The sequence below is a fragment of the Terriglobales bacterium genome (assembly GCA_035487355.1).
GTDB lineage: Bacteria > Acidobacteriota > Terriglobia > Terriglobales > Acidobacteriaceae > QIAW01.
Window position 1 is genome coordinate 61,391 of record DATHMF010000085.1, and the last position, 25,583, is coordinate 86,973.

At 56.8% G+C, this 25,583-nt stretch carries 15 protein-coding genes; 4 read left to right on the top strand and 11 right to left on the bottom strand.

Annotated elements, in window-relative coordinates; all coding sequences use genetic code 11:
• Positions 1-84: 84 nt before the first annotated feature.
• The 7 genes from VK738_14950 to VK738_14980 all read right to left on the bottom strand — a co-directional run bounded on the left by VK738_14950 (position 85) and on the right by VK738_14980 (position 8,876).
• Positions 85-750: a tail fiber domain-containing protein gene (locus VK738_14950; GenBank protein HTD23953.1), complete on the bottom strand. Its 666-nt coding sequence runs from the start codon at positions 748-750 to the stop codon at positions 85-87.
• Positions 751-1,046: 296 nt separating this feature from the next.
• Positions 1,047-2,444, bottom strand: a complete 1,398-nt coding sequence (locus tag VK738_14955; protein HTD23954.1) for a hypothetical protein — start codon at positions 2,442-2,444, stop codon at positions 1,047-1,049.
• Between the two features lie 29 nt (positions 2,445-2,473).
• Complete coding sequence (locus VK738_14960; protein HTD23955.1) at positions 2,474-4,129, bottom strand: hypothetical protein; 1,656 nt, start codon at positions 4,127-4,129, stop codon at positions 2,474-2,476.
• Between the two features lie 29 nt (positions 4,130-4,158).
• Complete coding sequence (locus VK738_14965; protein HTD23956.1) at positions 4,159-5,187, bottom strand: hypothetical protein; 1,029 nt, start codon at positions 5,185-5,187, stop codon at positions 4,159-4,161.
• A gap of 107 nt (positions 5,188-5,294) precedes the next feature.
• A complete protein-coding gene (locus VK738_14970) occupies positions 5,295-6,776 on the bottom strand; it encodes a hypothetical protein (protein ID HTD23957.1) in 1,482 nt (493 codons plus the stop codon).
• A 148-nt stretch (positions 6,777-6,924) separates the two neighbouring features.
• On the bottom strand, positions 6,925-7,530 hold the full coding sequence (locus tag VK738_14975) for a hypothetical protein (GenBank protein ID HTD23958.1): 606 nt from the start codon (positions 7,528-7,530) through the stop codon (positions 6,925-6,927).
• 41 nt (positions 7,531-7,571) lie between these two features.
• Positions 7,572-8,876: a hypothetical protein gene (locus VK738_14980; GenBank protein HTD23959.1), complete on the bottom strand. Its 1,305-nt coding sequence runs from the start codon at positions 8,874-8,876 to the stop codon at positions 7,572-7,574.
• Between the two features lie 453 nt (positions 8,877-9,329).
• Here VK738_14980 and VK738_14985 point away from each other — a divergent pair, with 453 nt between their 5' ends.
• From VK738_14985 to VK738_14995, 3 genes are all read left to right on the top strand, one after another.
• The gene (locus VK738_14985; protein ID HTD23960.1) at positions 9,330-9,890 is read left to right on the top strand and encodes a hypothetical protein; all 561 of its coding nucleotides are present in this window, start codon (positions 9,330-9,332) and stop codon (positions 9,888-9,890) included.
• Between the two features lie 131 nt (positions 9,891-10,021).
• Positions 10,022-10,606: a hypothetical protein gene (locus VK738_14990; GenBank protein ID HTD23961.1), complete on the top strand. Its 585-nt coding sequence runs from the start codon at positions 10,022-10,024 to the stop codon at positions 10,604-10,606.
• 319 nt (positions 10,607-10,925) lie between these two features.
• Positions 10,926-13,829 carry a CHAT domain-containing tetratricopeptide repeat protein gene (locus VK738_14995; GenBank protein HTD23962.1) on the top strand — a complete coding sequence of 968 codons (2,904 nt, stop codon included), beginning with the start codon at positions 10,926-10,928 and terminating at the stop codon, positions 13,827-13,829.
• Positions 13,830-13,967: 138 nt separating this feature from the next.
• On the opposite strand, the gene VK738_15000 is transcribed toward VK738_14995, so the two are convergent.
• The 4 genes from VK738_15000 to VK738_15015 all read right to left on the bottom strand — a co-directional run bounded on the left by VK738_15000 (position 13,968) and on the right by VK738_15015 (position 23,699).
• On the bottom strand, positions 13,968-15,146 hold the full coding sequence (locus VK738_15000) for a hypothetical protein (GenBank protein ID HTD23963.1): 1,179 nt from the start codon (positions 15,144-15,146) through the stop codon (positions 13,968-13,970).
• A gap of 46 nt (positions 15,147-15,192) precedes the next feature.
• Positions 15,193-16,209 carry a hypothetical protein gene (locus VK738_15005; GenBank protein HTD23964.1) on the bottom strand — a complete coding sequence of 339 codons (1,017 nt, stop codon included), beginning with the start codon at positions 16,207-16,209 and terminating at the stop codon, positions 15,193-15,195.
• Between the two features lie 1,289 nt (positions 16,210-17,498).
• Entirely contained in the window at positions 17,499-19,979 is a 2,481-nt protein-coding gene (locus VK738_15010) for a TIM-barrel domain-containing protein (GenBank protein HTD23965.1), read from the bottom strand.
• Positions 19,980-20,141: 162 nt separating this feature from the next.
• The gene (locus tag VK738_15015; GenBank protein HTD23966.1) at positions 20,142-23,699 is read right to left on the bottom strand and encodes a carboxypeptidase regulatory-like domain-containing protein; all 3,558 of its coding nucleotides are present in this window, start codon (positions 23,697-23,699) and stop codon (positions 20,142-20,144) included.
• A 548-nt stretch (positions 23,700-24,247) separates the two neighbouring features.
• Between VK738_15015 and VK738_15020 the strand changes: the two genes are divergently transcribed.
• Entirely contained in the window at positions 24,248-25,495 is a 1,248-nt protein-coding gene (locus VK738_15020; GenBank protein HTD23967.1) for a glycoside hydrolase family 76 protein, read from the top strand.
• Positions 25,496-25,583 lie beyond the last annotated feature (88 nt).

Below are 25,583 nucleotides of genomic sequence, written 5' to 3' on the forward strand. Positions count from 1 at the left end.
AAGAAACGCAGCGTAGTCCCTCGTTTAGTCCCTCGTTTTGCCCACCTCGTTGGGTTGAACGTCCAACGGTTCCATCGTCCCGCTCTAGTGGAGCACCCTGGCGAGTTGTCGACCTTGTTGTTCCACCTGGGCTATTCGCTGCACGAGCGCTGCAATGTCATGCTGCAGGGCTTCCAATTGTTCCTGTTGTATTGCGATCTGCTGCTGTTGCGTGGCGAGCTGTTTCTGCTGGGTTTGATTCAGGCGCATCTGCTCTTCATTTTTCTTCTGCTGCGCTTCGATCAGCCGCCGCTGCTTCTGCACCTCATTCAGCAACATGGCGTTCACGAAGTGGTAGCGCACAGTCTGCGGCTTTCCCTCCCCATCGAAGACCACCAGATTGGGCGCGATCTGCGCCACCTCTTCCGCCACCAGGCCATACTGCCGGGTGTGGGTGGAATCGAGCTCAGGCTTGTAGTAGAAGGCCACGGGGCGCAGCTTCATCAGGATGTCGCTCTCGACGCCCAGGTCGGCGATGTCTTGTTTGAAGCGTCTTGAGGAAGTGGCCGTGCCCAACTGTCCGGCAGAGTTGACGAAGACATTCACGCCACTGGCGCTAGTGGCTCCAGAGATGCCGGCAATGAAAGCGGCCGTATGAGTGCCGGCTGTGCCGATGCGGATGGTGTTCGATTCGCCGCCCACTCCGGAATGACCGATATCGATGTTGTTGCTTTCGGCCCCCGGTGAAGGTGGAACCAGAGCCGATGCCAACTGCGATGTTGTTGCTGCCGGTGGACAAGCTTGCCAGAGCGTGTGTGCCGAACGCTGCGTTGCTCCCACCCGTGGTGTTGGCCGCGAGGGCGGCGTTACCAAAGGCTGAGTTGTTCGCGCCGGTCGTGTTGGAGAGGAGCCCGTTGTTGCCGAAGGCGGAGTTTTGACCACCCGTGCTGTTAACACCAAGTGCCTGAGCACCGAATGCCGAATTGTTACTGCCCGTGGTGTTTGTAGAGAGCGCCAAGGCGCCGAAAGCGGAGTTGGTATTCCCTGTTGTATTGTGGGCCAAGGCGTTATTGCCAAAGGCAGCGGCCGACGCCAGTGGTGTTGGCGTTGAGTGCATAAGCGCCAAAAGCGGAGTTTCCGTATGCGGTATTGGAAAAGAGGACGCCAAAGCCGAAAGCGGAATTGTTGTTGGCGGTGGTATTGGCCGCCAGAGTGCTATCGCCAAACGCAGAGTTGTACGTACCTGTGGTATTGGCGATGAGCGCGTGGAAGCCAAACGCATCATTGCTCACGCCCGTCGTGTTGTTCTGCAGTGCGCTGGTGCCAAACGCCGCGTTGTTGCTGGCCGTGGTATTGGAAACAAGGGCATCGATGCCGAAGGCGGAGTTCGCTGCTCCAGTGGTGTTGGAATTGAGAGCAAATGAACCGAAGGCAGCGTTGGATCCGCCTGTCGTGTTGCTCGCGAGCGCTCCGTTGCCGACGGCGGCGTTGAAAGATCCCGTGGTGTTGGAATAGAGCGCAAAAGCGCCAAGAGCGGAGTTGTCGTGGCCTGTCGTATCTGACAGGAGAACGCTGCTGCCTACTCCCGTGTCACCTACGCCTGACAAGCTCAAATTCCCGGCTGATGCACCTACGAAGGTGTTCAGCGCCCCAAAGTTATGCAGGAACGGCGCTCCTCCCAACGTCAGCATGCCGACCGAGGCCGATGCGGTATTGGGCAGCGCCAGGTTGCCACCCAACGTGATGCTGCTGGCAGAGAAGTTACCAGAGTTGTCGCGGCGCACGATGGCATTCGCTGTGCTCGCGGCAACCGCATTCGAAACCACGGTTGTTCCGGGCGGTCCCGTGACCTCTCCGGCCAGATTCGGCAATCCCGATGCGGGAAAGGTTTGGCCAACGGCAAACACGATGTTGCCGGTCATCACTCCGCCCCCCAGTTGCAGATAGCGCAGATCAGTAGCAGTGGTGTTGAGCCCCACTGTGGGATTCAGCGGAGTCCCGCCGATGGCAATGAAAACATTGCCTTCGTTCACACTGTTCACTCCGGTTGCGCCGGGAAAAACCTGTCCGCTGCTGAAAGTGACGAGGCCATTGCTGCCGTTGATGATGAGCCCGTTGTTGCCGCCAATCACAACGTTGCCGTTGCTGACCGTGATCGGCGAGTTACCAAGATGGCGGGGATTGGCATCAAAGACAGGCACCGTGCCCGGCGTCCCGCTGGCGTTGAAGAGAAGCTGGTACAACACCGGACCATCGGGCCGTTGAACTGTGGGCGAAGTTCGCTGCCACATCAAGCCTTGGCCAGGCCGCAAGCTGGCCAACTGCTGCCCGGCGCCATAGATTCCCATTTCGGGAGCGGTTGTCGGCGACTGGGCCAGCGCCGGCAAACTTGCCACCAACAGAAAGATGGCTATGACAGCCAGGGCCAGACCTTTCCAGTAAAAATTAGAAACGCTGATACTCATGCCGTTCTCTCCTTGTTGCGCCATTGTGTTCATCTCTGGTCCTGCGAAGCACCGTTCTGCGCCTGCCGATCCTGCCCGCGCTTCATCAGTTCGGGATGACGCTCCCACTCGATCCCTTGCTCTTTCGGTGCGCCATAGAGTTCGGGATGGATGTAGTGGCCCTGCAGCTTCTCTTTCTTCACCTCTTCCACCACCAGGGGATGCGCCTTGGCCCACTCGTCCTGGCGCACTCCTGTGACCTGCCAGGAGACTTCTACGTTGGGTACGCTGGTGCGAATCGTGAATTGATGGTTGTGAATCTTGTGGGCCACAATGGCCTGCGCGAACTGCCCGATCACCGTGAGCTGATAGCGGAAGTCTCCGTTGAGGGCCTCAAACCAGTTGGGAAGCTCGACGATTGCCTGGCCCTGCGCATCGGTCGTGACGTTGCCGGTGTAGATATTCATCATCTCCGAGGATTCGACCGAGGCGTGTACCAGGTATTTGTTGGCAGGATCCAGAGGATGATCAATGCGGAAGTTCTTGGCCGAACCGCTGATGGCGCCGGAGCACTGAAAACCACCGCTTCCGTCGATAGTGCAGCGTCCACTACTACCAGCAGCAGCAAATACGGGCCCACTGCCGAGATTCTCCACTCCAAGCGTTTCATTATCGCTGCTGTTGTTCAGGAATGCGCCGGCCTGCCCGCCGTCGGCTGTTCCGAAGACGGCGAGTCTGCCAGGGCCAGCGCCGCTGTCTCCCCAAACACCAGCGCCGAGAACACCTGCGTATGCGGCACCACTGTTGCTGGCCGAGACGTCGGCGCCATAGACTCCAATGCCAACGGGACTTTGCGAGAAACCCTGAACACCTTGCGCTGTTCCCGTGCTGGCGGTAGCCCGTCCGATGACGCCGCTGCCAGGAGAGGTGACCGTACTGCTCGTATCCCCGAGGATTCCGTATCCGGGACCGCTGCCATAAACGCCGGCGGATGGATAGACAGCGCTAAGGGTGCGGCCGGAAATGCCGTTGCTGACTCCCGTCGTTGCGAGATTGCTTGCGGACCATAGGGTGAAGGCCGGTGATGAAAATTGAGAACTCAGGAAATTGGTTGTGATCCCGTTCGCGCTGAAGTTGCCCGAGGCGTCGCGCTTCACGATGGCGTTGGCGATGTTGGCATTGGTAGGCGCCACCTTCCAGTTCAGCGTCAGCGTCCCCGAGGTGGTCACCGGCGAGCCCGTCACGTTGAAGTCCGAGGCCGGCGCTGACAGGCCCACGCTGCTCGCACCTCCTGCGCCGGGAAAGGTTTGCCCGTTGGCGAAGCTGATGATTCCCGTCGTGCCGTTGATCATGGTTCCATTGCCACCGCCGATCAGCACATTGCCGCCGCTCACCGTAATCGGAGAATTCGTCAGATGCCGTGGATTGGTGTCGAAGGCCGGCACCGTTCCCGGCACTCCGCTGGCGTTGAAGATGAGTTGATAGAGCACCGGACCATCGGGCTGCGGGACAGTGGGCGACGTCCGCTGCCACATCAGGCCATGGCCCGGCCTCAGGCTGGCCATCTGTTGTTGCGCATAAGCGGTCACGCAGAAAAACACAGTCGCCAGCATAGAACCAAGAAGAGAAAGCCGCATTAAAGTAACCTCCAGAACATCGAAAATATGGATCAGAGGCGTGAGTTCCTGGGCCTCCGTTCCGGTCAATGTTGCTCCAAAATGTTGCTCCAATCTGACTACAACTTCGAAACCATGCCGGGCGCGCTGCCGCTGCCAAAGGGGCCCGACGATACCCAGATATTGGCGCCGTCAAAGGCCAACCCCTCTACGACCGCTGTCCCGGAAGGAAAGGTGCCTAGGGAAAAGACGCCGAGGTTCGCCCCATCGCTCGCTCGCAGCTTGGTTACGGTGTCGTCAGAGAGGTTTCCAACCCAGATATTGGCGCCGTCGAAAGCCAGTCCGCCGGCACCGCTCGCGGCGAAAGTGCCAAGGTTGGCCCCGTCACTCGCCCGCAGCTTTATGACCCTGTTGCCGAGCAGGTCTGTTACCCAAATGTGGGCGCCATCGAAGGCCAGTGAGTTGATATTGTCGTCCACTGGGGCCACAGTAAAGGTTCCGAGGTTAACCCCGTCACTCGCTCGAAACTTCATGACGGTGCCGTCCGCGTTGTTGGTCACCCAGATGTTGGCGCCGTCAAAAGCTATGTCCGTAGGATGTCTGCCCCCTGGAAAGGTGCCGAGGATGACTCCGTCGCTGGCACGCAGCTTTGTAATGTTGCGGCCGAGGTAATCTGCCACCCAGATGTTGGCCCCGTCGAAGGCCAACTGGTCGGGGCCGTGGCCGGCGGGGAAAGTGCCAAGGAGGAAACCATCGCTTGCCCGCAATTTCGTAATTGTGTCGTCGTCGCCGTTGGAGACCCAGATATTGGCGCCATCGAAGGCCAGGCCAAGCGGGTGGAGTCCGACCGGGAAAGTGCCGAGATTGGCTCCATCGTTCGCCCTTAGCTTTGTTACGGTGTTGTCGAAAAGATTCGCCACCCAGACATTGGCCCCGTCGAAAATCACAGTGCCCGGGCTAGTGCCCACGGGAAACGATGTTGTCAGGTTGGCCTTGTACCAGTGTTTAAGAGCGATTTGGTTCGGATTCTTGGTCGAATTGACCACCCCGCCTTGCGCCAGGGCTGATATCGGCAGTGCCGCAAGAACCAGTGTTACCACCAGGCGCTTCCAAGCCGTCTTCATGAGTCGAGACAAAGATTGCTTCATTTCTTTCTCCTTTTCGGTTGTATCTTCATTTCTGCTCCGCCCCGTGCGGGCGTTCTGACGAACGCCGCCGAGGTGAACGCAATGGGTTAACTGCTTCGACTGCCGCTTCACGGATGCGCTCGCGCATTTCTACAATCCGACTCGGGTACCGTGACCTTGGTTAATGGTGTGGGCGAGGAGCCATCAGCATTCATCACCCAAACGTTGAGGGCTTCGTTGGCGTTGGTGGCATCGCTGCCGTCCAGGGCACGATCGCTGACGAACACGATCTTGGAGCCGTTCTTGGCCCAAACCGAGGCCTCGGCCAAGTGGACGTTGTTCAGGGCATTGGCGAGGGCAGTCAGGTGCCCATTGCCGGAACCATCGGCATTCATGACCCAAATGTTTTCGGTCGCGTTGGCGCCGTTGGCCATGTTGCTGCCGTCGAGCGCACGGGTTGACTTGTACGCAATCTTGGCGTTGTTCGGAGACCAGGCTGGGAACAAGCTGTCGACGTTGGCGGCATCCAACTGGGTGAGAGCCGTGCTAACCGGAGTTCCGCTGGCGTTCACCACCCAGATGTTGTGGGTATTATTCGTGGTTTGCGCATCGCTGCCGTTCAATGCGCCATCCGATTGGAACGCGATCTTGGTTCCATCCGGCGACCAGGCAAGGAATGCCGCCGCGACTGCGCCCGTGTTGTAACTGGTCAGATGATGGTCGTTGGTGCCATCGGCATTGATCACCCAGACATTGATGGCGCCGGCAACGGCGGCCATAGCGTTGCTGCCGTTGAGAGCACGGTTGGAAATGTAGGCAAGCTGTGTGCCGTCCGGCGACCATACCGGAGATCCGGCATGGACACCGGACACTGTCAGCGAGGTCAAAGGCGTGGGGCTGCTGCCATCGGCCTTCATCACCCAGACGTTGACCGGTTCGAGGCATGGGCTGCAGGCAATCACCGCGTCGGAACCGTCGAGAGCGCGGTCCGAGTCAAACGCGATCTTGGAGCTGTCGGGCGACCAGACTGGGAAGCTGGTGCCGGCCAGCGCGGCGGTCAGCTTGGTGAGAGGCATGGTTCCGGTACCATCCGGATTGGCGATCCAGATGTTGAATGCGACGACGAAGTTCGGGTTGTTCGGATTGTCGCTGCCATCCAGGGCGCCGCTCGAGCGAAACGCGATCTTGGCGGCGTTAGGCGAGAAGACCGCGGCCTGGGCGATTGCTTTGTTGGCGGTGTAGTGCGTGAATGGAGTGGCGCCGGTGCCGTCGAGGTTGACCCCCCATATGTTGCCGTTGCTGGAGTTCGGCAAGATGTTGTCGCTGCCATCGAGCGCGCGCTCTGAATCGAAGACCACGTCGCGTGACGGAATCGGCGTGGGCGTCGGGGTCGGAGTGGGAGTTGGCATAGGTGTGGGCATAGGAACTGGGATCGGCAACGGTTTGCTGCCCCCTCCTCCGCATCCAATCAGCAGCACGGTAAGAATAAGGAGCGCAGCAGGCCATCCAAGCCTTTGGCATATCCTTCGCTGCGCGCGTATGAATATTTCGCTCTCCGTCGCTGATCGACCTGAAGTCTCGATGACGCCTTTTGTATTTCTCTCTTTCATGACTGACTCCTCGTAGTTTCTCTGGGTGTCCTGTTCCCTTCACGGACGCCGGACCGGCTCTCCAAGAAGCGCCATGGACCTGGGTCCAGTGGCGCTTCCAAGGCCTTCTTCCCCTTATGGCCTGATGGATGGCAAGAGGCGTGATTTATTACCAAACTGGGATTTCCAAAGACGAAAAATGTACAGAGTTGACGAGGAGCGTAGGAGGTACAATGACCACTTTTCCTCCTGCTTTCTTGGACAATCTTTGAGCTGGCAGTACCGTAGGGTTCCCTGGATACTTCTTGCCGTTGTACCGAAGTCGGGCCTCATAGCCTGGACTGGCTCCTCCTGCCACGCCGACCCCTAAGTCGTGCCAGCCGTTTGTCTTCTCTGGCAGAACGAGAATCGGCAGTTGGGTGACGCTTGTTTTCGTGATGACTTTGAAGGAGGAGCCACTCGGAGCCAGAATAAGAGCTGCGCAACCGCCGCTTCCGCACCAATTTGGACCGATGAGGTAGACGATGGCCTCCTCGGTTCCGTTGTCCCTGAGATCAGCGAAGGCAACGGCGTAGCGGGTTGTCCTTTCGCTCGGCGAGCTCGGGTTCCCGTCGTACTTCTGCAGGAATCTCTTGAGGTTATCCGCTCTTGCAGGAGCGCTTTGCGCACACGCGTGGACCAGACTGCCGCCAACCAGCAATATGCAAACCGTGAGGACCGAGACGGTGGCAAAGGATCGCAGCCAGATGCGGGTTATTGCATTTCTCTTTTTCATATCTGCCCCCATTGTGGTTCTTCCTGGTGTTGGCGCTCGTTTCACGGATGCCAGACCGGTTCGTAGGCGCTGGTCTTAGCGGCGGTGTATTTTGTAATAGGCTGCTGGTTCGAACCGTCGGAGTTCATGGTCCAGACATTGGAGACGCTGTTTTTATTCAGCGCATCGTCGCCGTTGAGCGCGCCATCCGATACAAATGCGATCATGGTGCCGTCGGGCGATATCGCAGGTGCCTCGGCTCCGCTCGGGAATCCGGTGCTGGTAAGCTTGGTCAAAGGAGCGGCGGCCGAGCCATCGGCATTCATGATCCAGACGTTCATCGGTGCGGTAGGACTCCCGCCGTTGCTGCCGTCCAACGGACGATTGGAAGAGAAGACGATCTTGCTGCCGTCAGGCGACCATGAAAGCCCGTCAGTAAACTCGTTGCCCGTCAGCCTGGTCAACGGCGTAGCGCCGGAGCCATCGCTGTTCATCACCCAAACGTTGCCTGCGTTGAATGGGCCTACGTTATCGCTGCCATCCAGCGTGCCTTCTGACACAAAGGCGATCTTGCCGCCATTGGGCGACCAAACTGGATCGAAGGCAGATGCTCCGCTCGCAGAGTAGTGGGTGAGTTGTTTGTTCCCTGAGGCATCCGCGTTCACCACAAAAATATTGAGTGACGGGTCTCCGGCTCTATAGGCGATCCGTGTGCTGTCCGGCGACCACATGATGGGAGACAAAGGCTGCAATTTTGTCGTCTCTGAGAAAGTCACGGGCCTTGGCCCGGAGCCATCCGCATTCATGACCCAGATGTTGGAGACGTAATTCGTGTTGGCGGCGTCACTCCCATTCAAAGCCCGAGTGGATAAATAGGCGATCTTGGACTTGTCAGGAGACCAGGCTGGGCTGTACGCATCCGCAGCTGTGAGTCTGGTCAACGGCATGGTGAAGCCGCCCCCACTTGTCATGACCCAGATGTTGGAGCCGACGCCGCCGCTGGCATCGTTCCCATTCAAGACACCGGTCGACACAAAGGCGATCTTCTTGCCATCCGGCGACCAAGCTGGCTGATCGTTGGAGGGAATAGTGGTTCTGGTCAACGGTATGGAAATTCCCATAGCCGTCGCCCAAATATTTGGACTGGCCGACGGGCTATTGGGCGTATCCAAGCCGTCAAGATTGCCCGTGGAAACGTACACCAGTGCTCGCGTGGGACCCCCGCAGCCAACCAGCAGCAGGGCTAGAACCAGGAGTCCACATCCCAGCCTCTGGTGTGCCGTTAGCCGCAGCGTGCAGATAAACTGCGTCGCTAAGCACAACGCATTCTTGGTCGTGGTCGTGACTCTTCCGATCCTCTCTTTCACGGTTGCCTCCTCATTTCCATCCTTACTACTCGTGCTGCCTGTTTTGTGGCTTCTTCCTTCTTACGGCTGGATGGACGGCAAGAGATGGGACTTATTACCAAGCTGTGCTTTTTCAAAAGGCCCTACCTTTTTGAAAGCCAAGAAACGGGGGAATGAATGCTGTCACCATGACTATAACGAGGCCCGCTCAAGAGCATTTCCCTCCTGCATAGGCGGATCCCTGGCGGTTTTGAATGCTCTCAAAGGTCAGGCAGGAGGCCGGCGGATGCAAAGACTCGCGATGATGACTTTTGTAGTAATGCAAGAAAAACCACGCGCATGGTAATAAGCGCACCGCTTGGCTCTCCTATTGAGCAATTGCAAGCGAAAAGGAACATCAGCAAATTGCGTCTGGTAGAAACCGGCGGGCGGCAAGCACCTGCCAGATAAGCAGGCGCCAAAGGAGAAACCATCATGAGAAACAGATTCGGGTTGGGCGTGTTCGGCGTGGTTGCAGTATTCGCGACCTTGGTTGCGGGCCAGGCTTCTCACGGTCAAGCCCAAAACGGTACGGAGACTGACCCTTGCGCGATGACCAACCTGCCTGCAGAAATTCAAAATAAACTTACGACCACGTATGCTGCCTGGAAGATTCTAGCGCCGGCGCTCCTCACTACATCAGAGGGCCGACGGTATTGGTTGAAACACCATCCTAAAGAATGTCCAGGGATCCTCACAGGCACGTTCTCTGACGACAACCAAGTCGGATATGTTCTGGAGTTGACGCGGCGGAAAAAAGGCGAAATCTGGCAACAGGTTCTGTACTTTCATCCAAGTCGTGATGGGTTTAGCGTCGAAATCTTGAATCCATCGCGAGTCGTAGATCCAAACTTTCCAGTTTCAATTGACAAGCTGCCGCCAGATAGGAGCGTCAAAACAGATCAAGTGTACGTTACTTTGGGGGACGAAGACGGGTCAGGTGTAACTTTCTATTGGAAACAAGGGCGTCGACATAAAATTTTTAGCGGAGATTAACTTCCGGAGTGCACGTGAGATGTGTGGTTTTGGCGAAATCGCCCCGCGATTTTGTTGCACTTTTGGGTACGGCTGGTACCGACGGGCGGCAAGCACCTGCCACATAAAGCAAGCTAAAGGAGGAAGCCATCATGAGAAACAGATTTGGGTTGAGCGTGTTCGGCGTGGTTGCAGTATTCGCGGCCTTGGTTGCGGGCCAGGCGTCTCCTGGTCAAGCCCAAAAAGGGACGCCGACCGACCCTTGTGCGACGGCCAAGCTGCCTGCAGAGATTCAAAATAAACTTACGACCAAATATGCAGGCTGGAAGATTCTAACGCGGGCTCTCCTCTATTCAGATCAAGAGATCTGCATGGCCAGCGACGACACTTGTAAAGAATGTCCAGGTATGGTCACGGGCAAGTTCTCTGATGACAACCAGATTGGATATTTCGTGAATTTGATAAAGCAGCAAAACGGCAAAACCTGGCAGCGGATCCTCTATTTTCATCCAAGTGCTGGTGGTTTTAGCGTCGAAACTGTACAGGCTCCATCACGAATCGAGGATCTACAAAATCTGGAAGTACTTGAAAATATGTCGAAGAAAGACGGGCGGCGGTATTACCACATCAAAACGGATAGCGTGTGGGTTCGTGCAATGGGGGAGTCGCGCTGGAGGGTCTACTATTGGAGACAAGGACGCCTAAAGAAAATTGACGTTGATGAGGCGAATCCATAGGAAGGCGATCAGCCCACAGATCGCCGCACTGCTCGTAAGACTCCCGCAGTCCATCGAATACCCAACTATCGGACCCGCCTGACGCCGCCATTGCCCTACTTACGACCCGCTTGAGAGACCGGCGCGGAATTCCCAACCTAGCGGGTGCATTTCCCCACCGGCCCTACCTTTTTGGAAACCGAGAAACGTGGAACGTGGAGCCGTCACCATGAATGCAGGAGCACCCTTTGGGCTGCGAGGGTTGAGAGGACTCTGCTCGAGACCATCAAAGCCGGGCGTTAATAAGGAACTCTGTTCTCACGACGAATAGAAGGTTACAATGGCGGGCCAGAGACTCATGTCGAAGCAGACATCAAGATGGCGATGGCTGCCAGCCGTACTGGTGCTGGGCGCGGCGATACTCGTCGCGCAGTCGCAGCCCCAATCACAGCCGCAGCCGCCGACTGCTTCACAACCGCAGGCCCAGCCTTCCGCTCAGCAGCAGGCGCTCGAAGCGCTCGCCGATAAGCTCATTGCAGCGCCCGACGAAGAGGCGCGCAATACGCTGCTTTCTACAAACGGCGATTTGTTGACCGTCGACCTGATCCACATTCTTCATCATCGCGCAGGCGTTCTGTACGACACCAGAAAAGACCTTTCCCACGCCCTGGCGGCCGATGAGATTGCCTTGACGATCGCTCAACGAATCAACGACAAAACGGAAATCGCCAATTCTTTTCGCGATGTCGGTGTGGTTCTCGATGCCCAAGAGGACCACGAAGCTGCTTTGGACTACTTGCGCAGGGCGATCGCCCTTTCCGAGGAGATCAATGATCCTGGCCTGGCTGCTTCCTACAGCCAAATTGGCGTCACGTTGAGACACATGGGCAGCTACCAGGAAGCCGCGGATTACCTGAACCGCGCCGTGAAGCTGAGAGAGGCTCAAGGCGACAAACCCGGCCTTGCCCGGGCCTCGTTCAATCTCGGCAACGTATACCAGGAGCTTGGCAACCAGCGCCTGGCTTTGCAGCAGTACCAGAGAAGCATGGAAATCAGCAAAGAGCTGGGGATTGAGAGCGGGATTGCTTACAACGCAAATGGCCTGGGCACAGTCTACGAAGCTCAAGGGGACTATGATTTGGCCCTTTCCTACTACCAGCAGAGTTTGAAGCTCAAAGAGAAGTTCGCCAATCCGGCCCAGATTGCAACCACCCTTATGAACATCGGCCAAGTGTATCAGGATATGGGCAACGTCTCCCTTGCCCGCGAGAACTACGAGAAGGCGCTCAAACTCAAAGAAGCCAACGGGGACCAACAGGGGACAGCCCTCGTTCTTCACAACTATGGCTGGATGCTGCGAGAGCAAGGGAACTTCAGTCAGGCGCTGGAGATCTATCAAGAGAGCCTCAAGATAAGCGAATCTCTTGGCGACAAATTTCTCTTCTCCCAAACCATGATCGAGATGGCCAGGATCTACTGCGTCCAGCACGATTACGCCCGTGCCCTGGAGTTGGGGCAGCGTGCCTCCGAGATCGCCCGCGAAATGGGTAACACGGAAGTACTCTCCCAGGCATTGGATGTAGTGGGCCTGGCACTGGCTGGATTGGGCAGGGCCGAAGAGGCCCACTCGACCATGTTGCAGGCCATCGCTGAAGTCGAGGAGCTTCGTGGCCAGGTTGCCGGCGCCGAGGAAGAGAGCGCGGGCTTTCTTGACAAAAAGATCGAGCCTTACCAGCACATGGTGCGGATGCTGGTTTCTGAAGACAAATCGGCAGAGGCCTTCGAATTTACCGAGCGCGCCAAAGCCCGCGTCCTGCTGGATGTAATGCGCAGCGGTCGCGTTCACGTTGACAAAGCGATGACCGCGCAGGAGAACGAACAGGAGCACAAACTCCTCAGCCGGCTGGCTTCACTGAACGTGCAACTCTCGGCGGAGAAGGCAAAGCCCACTCCGAACACGACGCACATCGCCCAGCTCAACGCCGATTTGGACCAAGCCCGCCTCGATTATCGCGATTTTCAAACCTCGCTCTACACCGCTCACCCTGAGCTCCAGGTTGCACGCGGTGATGTAAAACCCGTATCGCTCGCCCAAGCGGCCCCTTTGCTCCCTGATGCCAAGACCGCGCTGCTCGAGTTCTTAGTCACAGCAGACGAGACCTATCTCTTTGTCCTGGTTAAGGCAGCTGACGCGAGCACGCCCCAGCTCACGGCTTACACCCTGCCGATCGGAGAGAAAGAGCTGACCACGCGTGTGGACCGCTTTCGCCAGCAGCTTGCCACTCGCGATCCTGAATACGGGCAGCCGGCGCGAGCGCTTTACCGGCTGTTGCTCCGCCCTGCGCATGCTGCTCTCGCCGGCAAGACAATGATGGTGATCGTTCCCGATGGGCCACTGTGGGAGCTTCCTTTCCAGGCCCTTCAATCTTCAGACGGTCATCATCTGCTGCAAGAGGCTGCCATCTCCTATGCGCCTTCACTGACCGTTCTGCTTGAAATGGCTCGACGCCACCGCGAGAGCCGAAGCGATGCGCCGCGATTGCTGGCGCTGGGCAATCCGGCATTCAAGGGCCAGGCCGCCACTGGAACACAGATTTCGCAGCTGGACCCTGACCCAGTGAGCCATGCTCAGGAGAACGATGCCGAGCGGAGCAAATCTGGAGACCTGCCCAGCGCCGAGCGCGAGGTTGCTGGATTGGGCCGCCTTTACGGATCTGCACGCAGCAGCGTTTACATCCGGGCCGCGGCCGACGAGAAGACATTCAAGGAGGAAGCCCCGAAATACGATGTGTTGCACCTGGCGACACACGGTGTCTTTGACGATCGCAGTCCGATGTATTCACACCTAGTGCTCTCCGCGGGAGATGATCCCGGCGAAGATGGGTTGTTAGAGGCATGGGAGGTCATCAATCTCAACCTGAAAGCGGATCTTGTGGTGTTATCAGCTTGCGAAACTGCTCGTGGCAAAGCCAGCAGCGGCGAGGGACTGATCGGCATGTCATGGGCATTCTTCGTCGCGGGCGCTCCCTCCCTGGTTGCCAGCCAATGGAAGGTTGACTCAGCCAGCACAACGGAACTTATGTTGCACTTTCATCGCGGGCTTCATCCTACCGCAGGAGCACAAGGCCATTCCTTGGCAAAAGCCAGGGCGCTGCAGCAGGCTGAGCTAAGCGTGATGAAGCGACCCGAATACCGCCATCCTTATTATTGGGCAGGATTCGTGATCGTCGGCGATGGATTGTAGCTTTTGCTCGGTCGGAGCGATTCAAGACACGAAATGACGAGGCTAGTGCTGTTTCATACTGGATCTGATGGGAAGCTTCGAGACTGTATCAGGGCCCGACTTTAGTTAGAAGGTCGCGGAAAGCTTTCCGCTAACCTTTCAAGACTTGTGCCGAAGTTGCTGCAGGCTCGCCAACAGCTCTTTCGCTACGCTGGAATCAGGATTCGCCGCCACCAAGGCGCCAAGCTCGCGCTCTGAATCGTCCAGTGCACCGGCACGGGCATAAAGTATCCCCAGCAGCAAATGTGAGTTTGCGTGTTCCCGTCTGGCTTTTTCGAGTTGTTCCGCCTCAGTTTGCGACAGCACCTGGAACCGCGCTTCCGGCGCAGGAGGAACGGGCGCACGGATGGTCTTGCCCTTGACCGACGCTCTGACCTGCCAAGTGTAAATCGGGCCACGAGCCAGGACGTGATCGGCTTCCCAATAGTTTTGGGATATGCGTGGGCTCTCCACCACCTTGTGGAAGCGCGAATCGTAAATCGAAACAACGTATCCGGAAGCACCCGGCATCGGCTGCCAATGAAAAACCGGCCTGTCAGCGAGTACGACCGTGCCAATCGGAGCAACGAGCTCGAAGCTTGGTGGTGTACTCGTACCGCTCAGCAACTTGCCTCGCGGGCTTGCAAGTTGCGAGAGAACCGCTGCCTCCTCAATTCTCTTGCTCAGGAGCGCGTCCTTGATCTTTTTCTCTTCTCCTGGATCAAATGGCGAAGGACTTACAAGCTGCCCGGTGGAATTCAGCTTGATGTTGCCGCCACCATCGCTGAGCTGCACCAGGACAGTTGGCTCGGTCTGGGGTTTGGGGCGATAGAACCGGTAACCGACAAAAATCGCCAACAATAGGCTGGCGGTGGCGCCAGCCCACAGAGGAATGATCCATGCAGACCGCCGCCTCGGCCTGAATTCTGTTACCGGATGCGGTCGCGCCGGTCTTGCGAGGTCATCCCGAAAGCTTTTGAGATCTTCCGCATCCTCACGGCATTGAGTACAAACTCGGAGGTGTTCGGTAATTTGCTGCCGGTCTGCTGAGTTCCAATCGTCCTCGGCGAATGCAACTAGTTCGTCATGCGAAAGATGCCTGGAACCCGGTGGCTCTGAACCGGTAAAGGCACGCCAAAGAGTAGCATCCCTGGATGTGCCTTTCTCCATGCGACCAAGGGACTCGCGGCAATCCCCACATTCGGCGAGGTGATCATCGGCAGCCAGTAGGGCGGCCGGTGACATGCTGCGTTGTCGATATCGCCTGAGTTCCTCTTCGGTTAGGTGGCCAACTTTCATCTATACCTCATTGAGGACAACTTCCTCCGATTATTACCGTCCGCAGCTACTCTACAAAATCAGTAGCGGCATTTTGACTTGCTATCCTGCGCCGCAGGCGCTCCCGCGCCGACTTCCGGAGATTGATTACTTGCTGCCGTGTGATGGCCAACCGCCCCGCGATCATCTGATCGTCCACCGGAAGCTTATTCCAAAGCTCAGCAAACTCTTCGGCAGGGATGTTCAACACTTCCGCAATCTGCCTGATGCTGGCAATGCCCATGAAGGGGAGAATCACAATGGGTGAATCCCCCTCGCCGGAGCGAAGATTGAGTAGCAGCGCAACCCGCTGGGGAATAGGAAGGTCCCGAATTTCGTGCCAAAGACGCTCCAGGCTGCTGCGCTGAACCAAATGTGATTCGGGATCGGGCACCAATGAGCTATTCGACTTCTCCGGGTCGATGGTCTCGAGGCGATCACTAACTCCCCAGAGCCTGGCGACGATGCTGACCAACTCGTCCAATAGAATGGGGCTTTGCACAGTGTCGAAGATAGTGGCAAGCATGGCCACGACGCTCCGCCTGGAGCGGTCCGTAGCTCGTATCGAAATATCCTGCCGGCCTGCAGACAAGCGTCTCGCCGGCTCGTTGCCTTGGAGTTGCCATGCCTTCAGGCCGCAAAGCCAGGCTCGGTTTTGCCCGGTTACGTTCTCCCACACTGCGAACTGCGGTTCGGTGTTCAAAACGTAGCGCAGCTTGGTCTTCAACCGGCGGCGCTGCGGGTATTTGCGGCGGAGGTATTCATCGCAAGCGTGATGGGCCGCGGTCGCAGCATAGCTGGAGACACTTTCAATCGGAATGGTGCTTTCTCCGTCCCGGAAGGCACGCAAGCGACAAATCAACCCAACGACAACCTCTCCGCACACATCATCTCGGTCTTGAAATTCGGCTGAAGTGCAGAAGACGAGTCTGCGCTGGACAACACTTTCAATAACCGGGCGAACCACTCCGACCAGCTTCTGCAACAGCTCCTCGGAAGCATCCGTTTCGTCGCACTTCGCGTAGCTCTCCAGTAAAAGATCCAAATGGAGACCTCCAGTTCATACCCTTTCCTGCCCGGCGCTGCCAGGAGCCACTCTTAAGTTTGCCAATCACCGACGCCAGTGTCTAGTGGGTTCTGCGTTGTGAAGACATCGTAATCGAGGACATTCACGAACCTAGTCCAAATAATCCGCCAGTCATCATCCTTATTACCTCCTTCTACTGGAGGAATGACTATTGTCCTTCGCCAAAACTCTGGTCTATTGTGAATTCAACGAGTTCAAGGGAGACACGCACTTGGTGCAACACCAGGTGCTCTACCCAACAGGTTCCCACAGCTAGTCCTTCAAATTGAATGACTTGTGACATTCATTCAGGCGATCCGAGGAGAGCTGTAGGCAATTCTGTGGCTGCGAAATCCTCCAGTTTCATGAGGTTTCTACTCGATTTTTGTACTCGATCTGAAGTGGATCAGATGGGAACCAGAACACGTTCCGGAGGATTCCGTGCAAACGCAAAATCCCGCGTTACTTTGTCAGGAGGAAGCGCCTCGACCATGAACATTTTGCGGAGAAGGCTACAACTAACACGATCGGGGTATGCGATTCGCCGACGGGACGATACAGTCGAAGTACTGAGGTAAGCAGATGAAACCTGTCGTCCGCAAAAACCACATGGGAACAATTTGTAGCACGTCAGAATCCCACGTTCACTCTTAATACTGGTGCCCTAAGAATTGCTATAGGTCATTGTCGCGTGCCCCCTGGATCGCCGCACGTACAGCGGCAACCTCATGAACGACGAACACCGCGGGAGCGCCTTCGTGTGTCATTCATGTGCCTCGACTTTGGTGGGTAGGGTGAAACAAAAGCTGGCGCCGCGCCGTACCGGACGCGTCACGTCACCATCGACATCGATCCCGACGGGTCGTCGCATCCATTTTCGTTCTGGGATTCAAGCACAAATGGCTGGGAGGTCGCGTATGGTGAGTACACCTTGTACGCGGGTGACTCATCGCGTCATACACCGTTGAGTAGAGAGTTCTCCTTGAGTAGGCGCCACAACTGACGCTCGCAGGAATCAGGGCACATCTGTTTTCTCCGCAGCCTTCGGTATCAGCCGGAGGCTGCGCTTAGGGGTCAAAAATACCAGGCTTTAAAGCGCGTAAAATTCGAGTCCTATGATAAAGACGGAGGAAGGTAAATGATCTGGGCGCGGATGTTGGCATATATCACGGGAACAGTCGAGGACCTAGAACCCCGGGGCCCGAAAGGGCCGTGACGGTTCGATTTCGTCCCTGGGCCACGATTCCAAACCGATCATGAAAATTGGCCTAGCGGCTGGCAGCGACGTGCTTCGCAGTGGTGGCCCCTACCTTCACAAACGTGACATCACCGTATCGATCATTTCCCGTCGTCCAGCCCTCAGCGGCCTCGCTCTCGAGCTGTGTAAGGTCTGCAAAACGCTTACTTTCTGCGCCGTCGCTGGTCACGGCGTGCGCCTTGATGCCGTGCAGCCTGATTTCGTACTCCCGCAGCGCCGGTGTATAGGAGCCAGTGGGCGCATCCGAGTCGAAATGGATTGTCGTTCCATTATCGCTGGCGACCAGGCGTTGCTGGTAGAAAGCGCCCTTCTCGTAGTCATATGTAATGCCGTCGTCATCATAATAAGTGAACGATATTTCCGTTTTGGTTGGAAACACGTCCAGGTAGACCCGTGTTACGGGATGCTCTCCGACATATTGCTGTACGTCCTCGGTCGGCAGGATCGCACCTTCCCGTATGAAGAGAGGAATATCTGACCACGTCTCTGGATCGACGGAATAAGTTATAAACTTACCCCCTTCGTATCGCTGCCCACGAAAATAGTCAATCCACTGGCCCCGAGGCAGGTAGATACTGCGGTGCGCCTGTCCTTCACCCAAGATGGGCGCAACGAGCAGTTCGTCGCCAAACATCCACTCGTCACTGATGTATGCTGTGTGAGCGCTCTCTTCCGGGAAATCCCAGAAGAGCGGGCGCACGATGCCGGTGCCGCTTTCGTGCGCCTGACGCTCATAGGCATACATATAAGGAGTCAGGCGATAACGCAGCTCGATCGCCGCCTTGGCGTCTGCTTCAGCCTGACCGCCGTAAATCCAAGGCTGGCGGTGTTCATTGAGGTCTCCATGCACTCGCATGATGGGAACGAAAGCCGCGAATTCTATCCAGCGGGCGTAATTTTCAGCACTGGGATGTCCCCCGAAGCCGCCGGTATCCATGCTCCAGTGTGGCTCACCAAGATTGACCGCTGAGAGCATCCGCGGCGCCTGCCAGGCCATGCTGCTGAATCCGGTCCGTTCATCGCCCGACCACTCTCCGTAGGCATAACGTTGCGCGCCCAGATAAAAATTGCGGCTGATCGACCACACTCTTTGGTTTCCGAGAGAGCGTGCGCCTTCATACATCGCCCTCTGCATGTTCGCGTGCTGGAAATTGGGAAAGAAAGCATTGCCGATCGAATCGGCCTCATCGTTCCAGAAATACTGGATTCCCGAGCGGTACGCCGGAATCATGTGCTCCCAGAACCATGCGCGAGCCGCGGGTTTGGAAAAATCGATGTCGAGCGCAGGCCGTTTCGAAAAGTATTCCTCGTACGGCTGCTCCCACTCGAAGAAAAAATTATGGTCGTAGGCATACTTGGCAGCCGTGGTCAATGCGCCATCTGGGTTGCGCAGCAGGATACGGGGCTTGAATATGCCTGCCAGCTTGATGCCCTTACCCAGCATCTCACGTGCGAATTCGCCCGAGGCGCCATCCGGATATTTGTTCGGATGGACGTTCCCCGTTCCGCTCGTGCTGTTCCATCGCCATTCTCCGTAATCGTCTTCTCCCCAGGCCTTCCAGTCGAAATCCAGAATAAAACCATCAATGGGGATTCCCTTTGCGCGATAGTCGGCAACGATTTGCGTAACCTCCGATTGCGTTGTTCCCCACTGACTGTTCATAAAGCCAAGCGTCCACTTGGGCATCATCGGCGGGTGACCGCTGATGTCGGCCACGCCTTGCAGAATCGCCTTTGGGTCACCTACGATCGCGAAGTACTCGACATCGCTACGCGAACCCCCGCTGAACTGGAGCATGCCGCGCGAGAGATCGAATTCTCCGCCGTCTGAATCCACCAGCAAGCCATACGTGGTCGTGTATGCGAGTGGCGCCCCGCCGTCCCCCTGACGACCGGCGCGGACCGCGCCCCCGGAACGCCGCATCCCGGCACGAATATCCTGGTACGGATCGACATTGTTCGCCGGCAGGCTGGTTCCCTCGATGCCAAAAAATGGGCCCGAGTTTTTGTAAGCGAAGCGCAGGCCGCCTCCGTACACGCCTCCCTCCTTCGGCTCCTCGAGCAGCAGGCGATTAGCGGCATCGTAGATCGCGAACCGCACCGGCTTCTTCGAGATCTTCACGATCATCCGATCGCTCGAAATCACCATCGGGTCCGACTCCGTATCGATCTTTGCAGGAATGTCATTGCGCCAGATGCGGGTGGGATCCAGCACCGGAGTGGGTGGGCTCGTCTGGCCTTGGGGGCGATAATGGACCCGAAGGATATTGGGCTCCACGATCTGTGCGATGAGCGTATCTCCGCCGACGCGCAGCGTAAGCGTGTCGCCGCTTACCGCGAGGCTCTCAAGATTCCCCACTCCGGGCGGCGATTGCTTCGGCGCTTGCTGCGCCTGAACCCAGATGGCCGCAGCAAAGATCAATACTGTACAGAAGACGAACGTGGCTCTCTGCCGAGGCTGAGCGCAGGGCAGATCGTTCTTATAGCTCACTCAGACCTCTCGCGTTTCCAGCTCAGAATACGCATCGCGATCATAAGGTTGCCTTAGGCTGACTCGTGTGTTCGCGAAAGAGCATGCGTCTGCTCGCGTCAATCGCCCGATTCCCCAGGGCCACTGCGACGCCAGCTAGTAGCTGGAAGCCATTAGCTTCTCTCAGAACGTGATTTTTCCCGCCAAGGTTACCGCGCGGTTACCGCTCGCTGTGCCGGTTACCAGGCCATAGCTGCTATTGGTCAAATCCACTGTCGGAAGATCGAACTGCGGCGTGTTTGTGGCATTTAAAGCTTCTATGCGCAGCTCCATTCCGACGCGTTCAGTAAATGAAAACCGGCGCGATACGGAGGCATCCATGTTGAAAAACTTGGGTCCAGCAAATGCATACCGAGCCATGTTCCCCAATGTGCCGTTGGGCACAGCAGGACAAGGCGAGCCCGGCGCCGGACTCTGGGTCACCGGGCAGAAGGCGGCAGTATCAAACCACGGGTTGCCTTTGCCAATTCCGCCCAGTATATGGAAAGGTGCGATCTGGATTGGCGTCTGTGTCGTGCCGTTGGCGTTGAGCGAGCTGCCACTGGCAACAAAGTGGAGCGGCCTGCCTGTCATGAACGTCGGCACCGCGCTGATCTGCCAGCCTCCGGCAATCCAGCTTTCCCATCCTGACTTCAGGAACATTTTTCCTCTGCCGAAAGGCAAGTCATAGATGAAGCTTTGCGTCAGGACGTGCCGGCGATCCTGGCTGGTGACAGAGTAGTTGCGATGGAACCCCTGGGCCGTAACACCGTTGATGGTATCAAGGTAGAAGGTGGGGCTCCCGCCATCGCTTCCCAAGTCGGACCGGAATGCCAAAGCCTTGGAGAAGGTATACGAGGTGGTCATCAGGAAACCGCTTGACCATTTATGGTCGAGCTTGACCTGTAACGCGTTGTAATTCGAGGATGTCCGTTTGAACAGGAAGTTGCTGGCGCCTGTCCTGCCGAACTGGTCGCAAATAGGCCGGATGTGACAGTCATCTTTCATCAGCGTGGTGGGGGTCGCTGTAGGCGCGCAGCCGCTGCTAGCGTTCGCATATTGACAGATTCCTGGAACCAGAGCGGCGTTCAGATCGATGGTCATGGGCACGCGCACACCGTGATTGCCCACGTATGCTGCGTCTACCACGAAGTTCTTCGGCAAGGCGTATTGGATTGCGAAGTTCCACGCTTCTATGTAAGGCTGGCGGAAGTTCTTGTCAATGATGTTCAGGCTGTCACCAGAATGGGTTGTGGCCTGGGCGGGTCCGGCAGGCAGCGTGCGGCGGTCGGGAAGCACGATGATGCCGTTGGCGGGGATGATAGCGGTCACGGGAGCGGGGAACCCTTTTGCCATACTGGCTGCTTCCTGGCCTCTTCCGTAATCAAAGGTGGGGATGGAATGACTGTCGAGGGCAGTGGCAGCATTGCCCTGGCGTACCGGGAAGTCCCAGGCATACTGGTTGTTGGTAAAGGGTTCGTAGCTGATGCCGAAGCCGCTGCGCACCACCAGTTTTTCCGTCAAGCGGTAGGCCACGCCAAAGCGCGGAGCAAAGTAGGTGTAGGAGGTTGTGCGTCCCAGGTTCAATGGGTTGCTGCCGATTCCGGCCAGAACCAGGGAGTTGGTCGTCGGGTCATAGTTGGAGAAGCCTCCGGAGTGATGCGGCGTCGGCGGGAAGTATAGCTCCCAGCGCAGGCCAGCGTTCACCGTCAGCCTTGGGTTCACCTGCCAGGTGTCTCCCGCATAGGTAAACATCTCAGTCTCACGCCAGGACCCTGATTGAAATGAGAGATCACGGCCAACCACGGTTGGCGCATCCAGCAGAAAGGCAGCGAGATTATTGGCAGAGCCGGTTTTGGATGATCCATTGTCGGTCGTACCCGTGCCGAACCTGAAGACCCCGCGCGGCGAGAAGTCCTGCGACTGCACCAGGTCGTCGCGCAGCCTTCGCAGGTCGAGCCCCCATTTGAAGGTATGGTTGCCCCAGATCTTGGTCCAGTTGGTCACGCCGTTGATATTGGTCTCGCCGCGGTCCCAGGGTTGGCTGGCCGAGTAACCAACCATCGGGCTGGAAAAGCCACCCTGGATATCGATCCCAGTCAGCCCGCTGGTAAAGGGGTTGAGGTTTACGCCTTTTATGCCCAGGGCGTCGGAGGCATTCGAGCCAAAGTCGCTTTGATGGGTGACATTCCTGTAGTGATCAATGCCGATGCGCGTCTCGGAGATCAACGTTGGCGAGAAAACGTGGGTCTGATTCAGAGCGCCGCTTTGTACGTGCTGGACTCCGGTGCCCTGAAAGCCGCCGCCTTTGGGACCGCCGGCCAATCCAAAGACCGGCTGATCGCTGACGTTTGCTACGGCCCGGCTGAAGCGGAAGGCATAGCGATCGTTCTCAGTGCGGTTGAAGTCGAACTTGGTATCAAAAGAAGTCGTGGTTTTCAGAAAATTCGTTACTGCCTGGTAGTTCGGGCCTGTCCCAGGGTTCAATACGTTCGTTCCCGGAACCAGGCCGAGGATTTTCTGCGAGAGGGTCGTAATGCGGCTTGCAGGAATAATATTGCCAGGGAATGGCGTTCGGCTCGCGGCTGCCACGGGAATAGGGTTGCCGTTTGCGTCGAGGACCAGAGTCCGGTGTGTGGCATCGGTCGTTTGAAACGGATCGTAAATGACTGTGTTAGGAAGGACAGAACTGAAATCCCCGTTGCGGAACGCCGCCGTCGGCAGGGTGAACTGGTCAAACTTTCCGCGCAAGTCATCGATCCGCAGGATATCGCCAAAGAAGAACAACTTCTTCTTAAAAATGGGTCCGCCAATGGTGCCGCCATAGTAGTTATAGACGCCCTTGCCCTTCGGCACTACTTTCGTATCCTGAAAAAACGGCACTGCCGCTAACGCGCTGATGCGGTTGTATTCGTACACCGAGCCGTGGAATTCGTTGGTACCAGACTTCAACTGCACGTTGGTCACTGCCCCGCCCGCACGGCCAAATTCAGCAGAGTAGTTGCCCGTGGTCACATCCACCGTCTCGATCGCCTCCGCGGGTGGAATGTAGACCTGCAGCAGACCGGTGCGTTCGTTGTCATCCACGCCATCAAGCTTCAGATCATTGAACTCTCGCGACTGGCCGTTCACCTCGGTGGACAGACTGTCTTGCGAATTGAAGAACTCGGAGTGCTCGCGATGGGCGCGCGTGGTGCCGGGTACAAGGTTCAACAGGTTTTGGAAGTTGCGGTTCGTGCCCAGAGGAAGCTTCGTCACTTGTAGAGCCTCCATCTTGCGGCCGACATCGGCGCGATCCGTTTGCAGTAACGGCAAATCTCCCGTGACCGCCACGGTTTCGCTGACTTCTCCCAGATCCAACCGGAGATTGACCCGGACCGTGCTGTTGACCGCGACCTCCACCTTGGGTCGTAACTCTTTTTTGAATCCCGGATGCTCGACCACGACCTCGTACACGCCGGGCGGAAGATCCGGGAACTCGTAGTTGCCGCTGGCATTGGTGGTTGTGCCGCGCCCCACGCCAGTTTTCAGTTCGGTGATCGTCACCTTTGCGCCGCTCACCACCGCACTCGTAGAATCAACTACGGTTCCCAGCAACGTGCCATTCACTGCCTGAGCCAGCATTGGGTTCGAAGCAACCACAACCAGCAACGCGCTCGCCAGAATTGCTATTATTCGAGATGTGAACTGTGTCCGCAGCATTGTGTCCTCCTAAGTAAGGCCGTCGACCGCTTTAATGCAACGAATCCCGAGCATGGAAAACGAATCCAAGAAAAACGATTTTTCTAGACATCTGACGTAAGGTAATCGATTACCTGAACCCGTTTTGTCCCACATTACGAGACTCCGCCAGCGAGGGAAAAGTATAGCCCCTTAGAAGCCAAAACGTGCAACTAAATTTTTCGAAAGGTTGCTTGGCGGACAACGATCAGATCGGCTCGACCAGTTCGTCGTCCCACGGTGGACAGCGCATTGCTTCGGAGCATCGTTGCGAGGCTAGCCTAGGGTCAGATTAACGTTAACCCCTTCGAAAACAACGTATATGTAATCGTTTACTTTGCATATGTAATCGTTTACTTTTACAAATTGTGCTTGACAGCAGCAGCTTCTCTGGATAAACTCCGGCCCTGCTCTTGCCGGTACCCCCATTGTGCAGAGCTTGTCTTGGAAATGAGGAGGCCACATGGCGGGAGAAGCGGGAATTTGTGATGTGGTTTCGTCGAAGACAAAAGCTAGGGAAAATTATGAAAATGAAAAATCCGATTGCAGGTCTGACCGCCATAATGCTTGCCATAGCAGGCCTTTTCCTTCCACCAAGCGCCCGCGCTCGGAATGAGGCCGATGCCGACTATAAGGCCTACAATGCAGCTTTCCTGGCGCAGAAGAGCGACGGCAATTTTGTGCCCTCTAGCTATACGAATGCGCTTTGGGCCAGCGGTATCCGCGGGAATCTTTCGTTCGAGACCGGCGGCAATCTGCCTGTCCACTCCTCTTCGACAAGTCCGCTATTGAGCGCTGCCTTCACATCCGCCAATGCCGACACTCTGATGAATTCCTATAACAATGCTTTTTACGCTGGGAACAACGGCAAGGGCTATTTCAAGAACTACCGGACCGGCGGCGGCACCGGTTTCTGGCAACAAGCCGAAGAGATTGAAGCCGTGGAAGACGCCTATGAGCGATCGGGAAATTATCGAACGATGATTGTTTCTCTGCTCAACGGCTTTGCCAGCATTCGCGGCAGCAACTGGTCGTCTAACATTTTTAACGACGATATCATGTGGGCGACCATCGCCTTCGCGCGTGGATACCAGATCACCGGCGATGCCACGTTTCTCAGCATCGCGGAAACCAACTACGCCATTGCTTTTAACCGCGGATGGGACCCTGTTGCCGGAGGCTTGTTTTGGACTACCGCCAAGAATTCAAAGAATGCATGTGTGGAAGGTCCTGGTTCGATCGCCGCCCACCTGCTTTATGAAATTACGGGCAAGACAAGTTACCGGCAGCAGTCGGCGGCCATCTTCAATTTCCTGCAAGCGCGGCTTTGGAATTCGAGCATTGGCAACGTTTATGACAATTTAAGCAACCATGGGGCCACGACCTACAACCAGGGCACGTTTATTCGCGCCGCTGAGCTCAATGGAAACATCGCTGCCGCGAACTTGGCTGCCAAGTATTTGATGAGCATGGGCAGCACCACTCCCGCGTCCCATGGATATAACATCATGCCTAATTACAAGACCGCCAACAACAATTCCGGCTTCAATAGCATTGCGATTCGCTGGGTAGCGCGGTTCATGAAAGATAAGGGCCTGCAAAGCACCTACCTGGGATGGTTGCAGGCCAACGCCCAGGCAGCCTGGAATGTTATTCGAATCTCGGATGATCTCTCCTGGCAGGACTGGCATGATGTCCTTCCAGGCGGAACGCTCGTTGGTTCCTGGGACTGTGTCAGTTCGGTTACGGCGCTGCAAGATGTACCGCCACCGCAATAGGCACGTCATCCTGTGCGTGCGGGGTTGCCCTTCGGATTTCTCCCGAGTCACGGCAAAACCGGCAGCCATTCTCGAGATTGCACCGCGA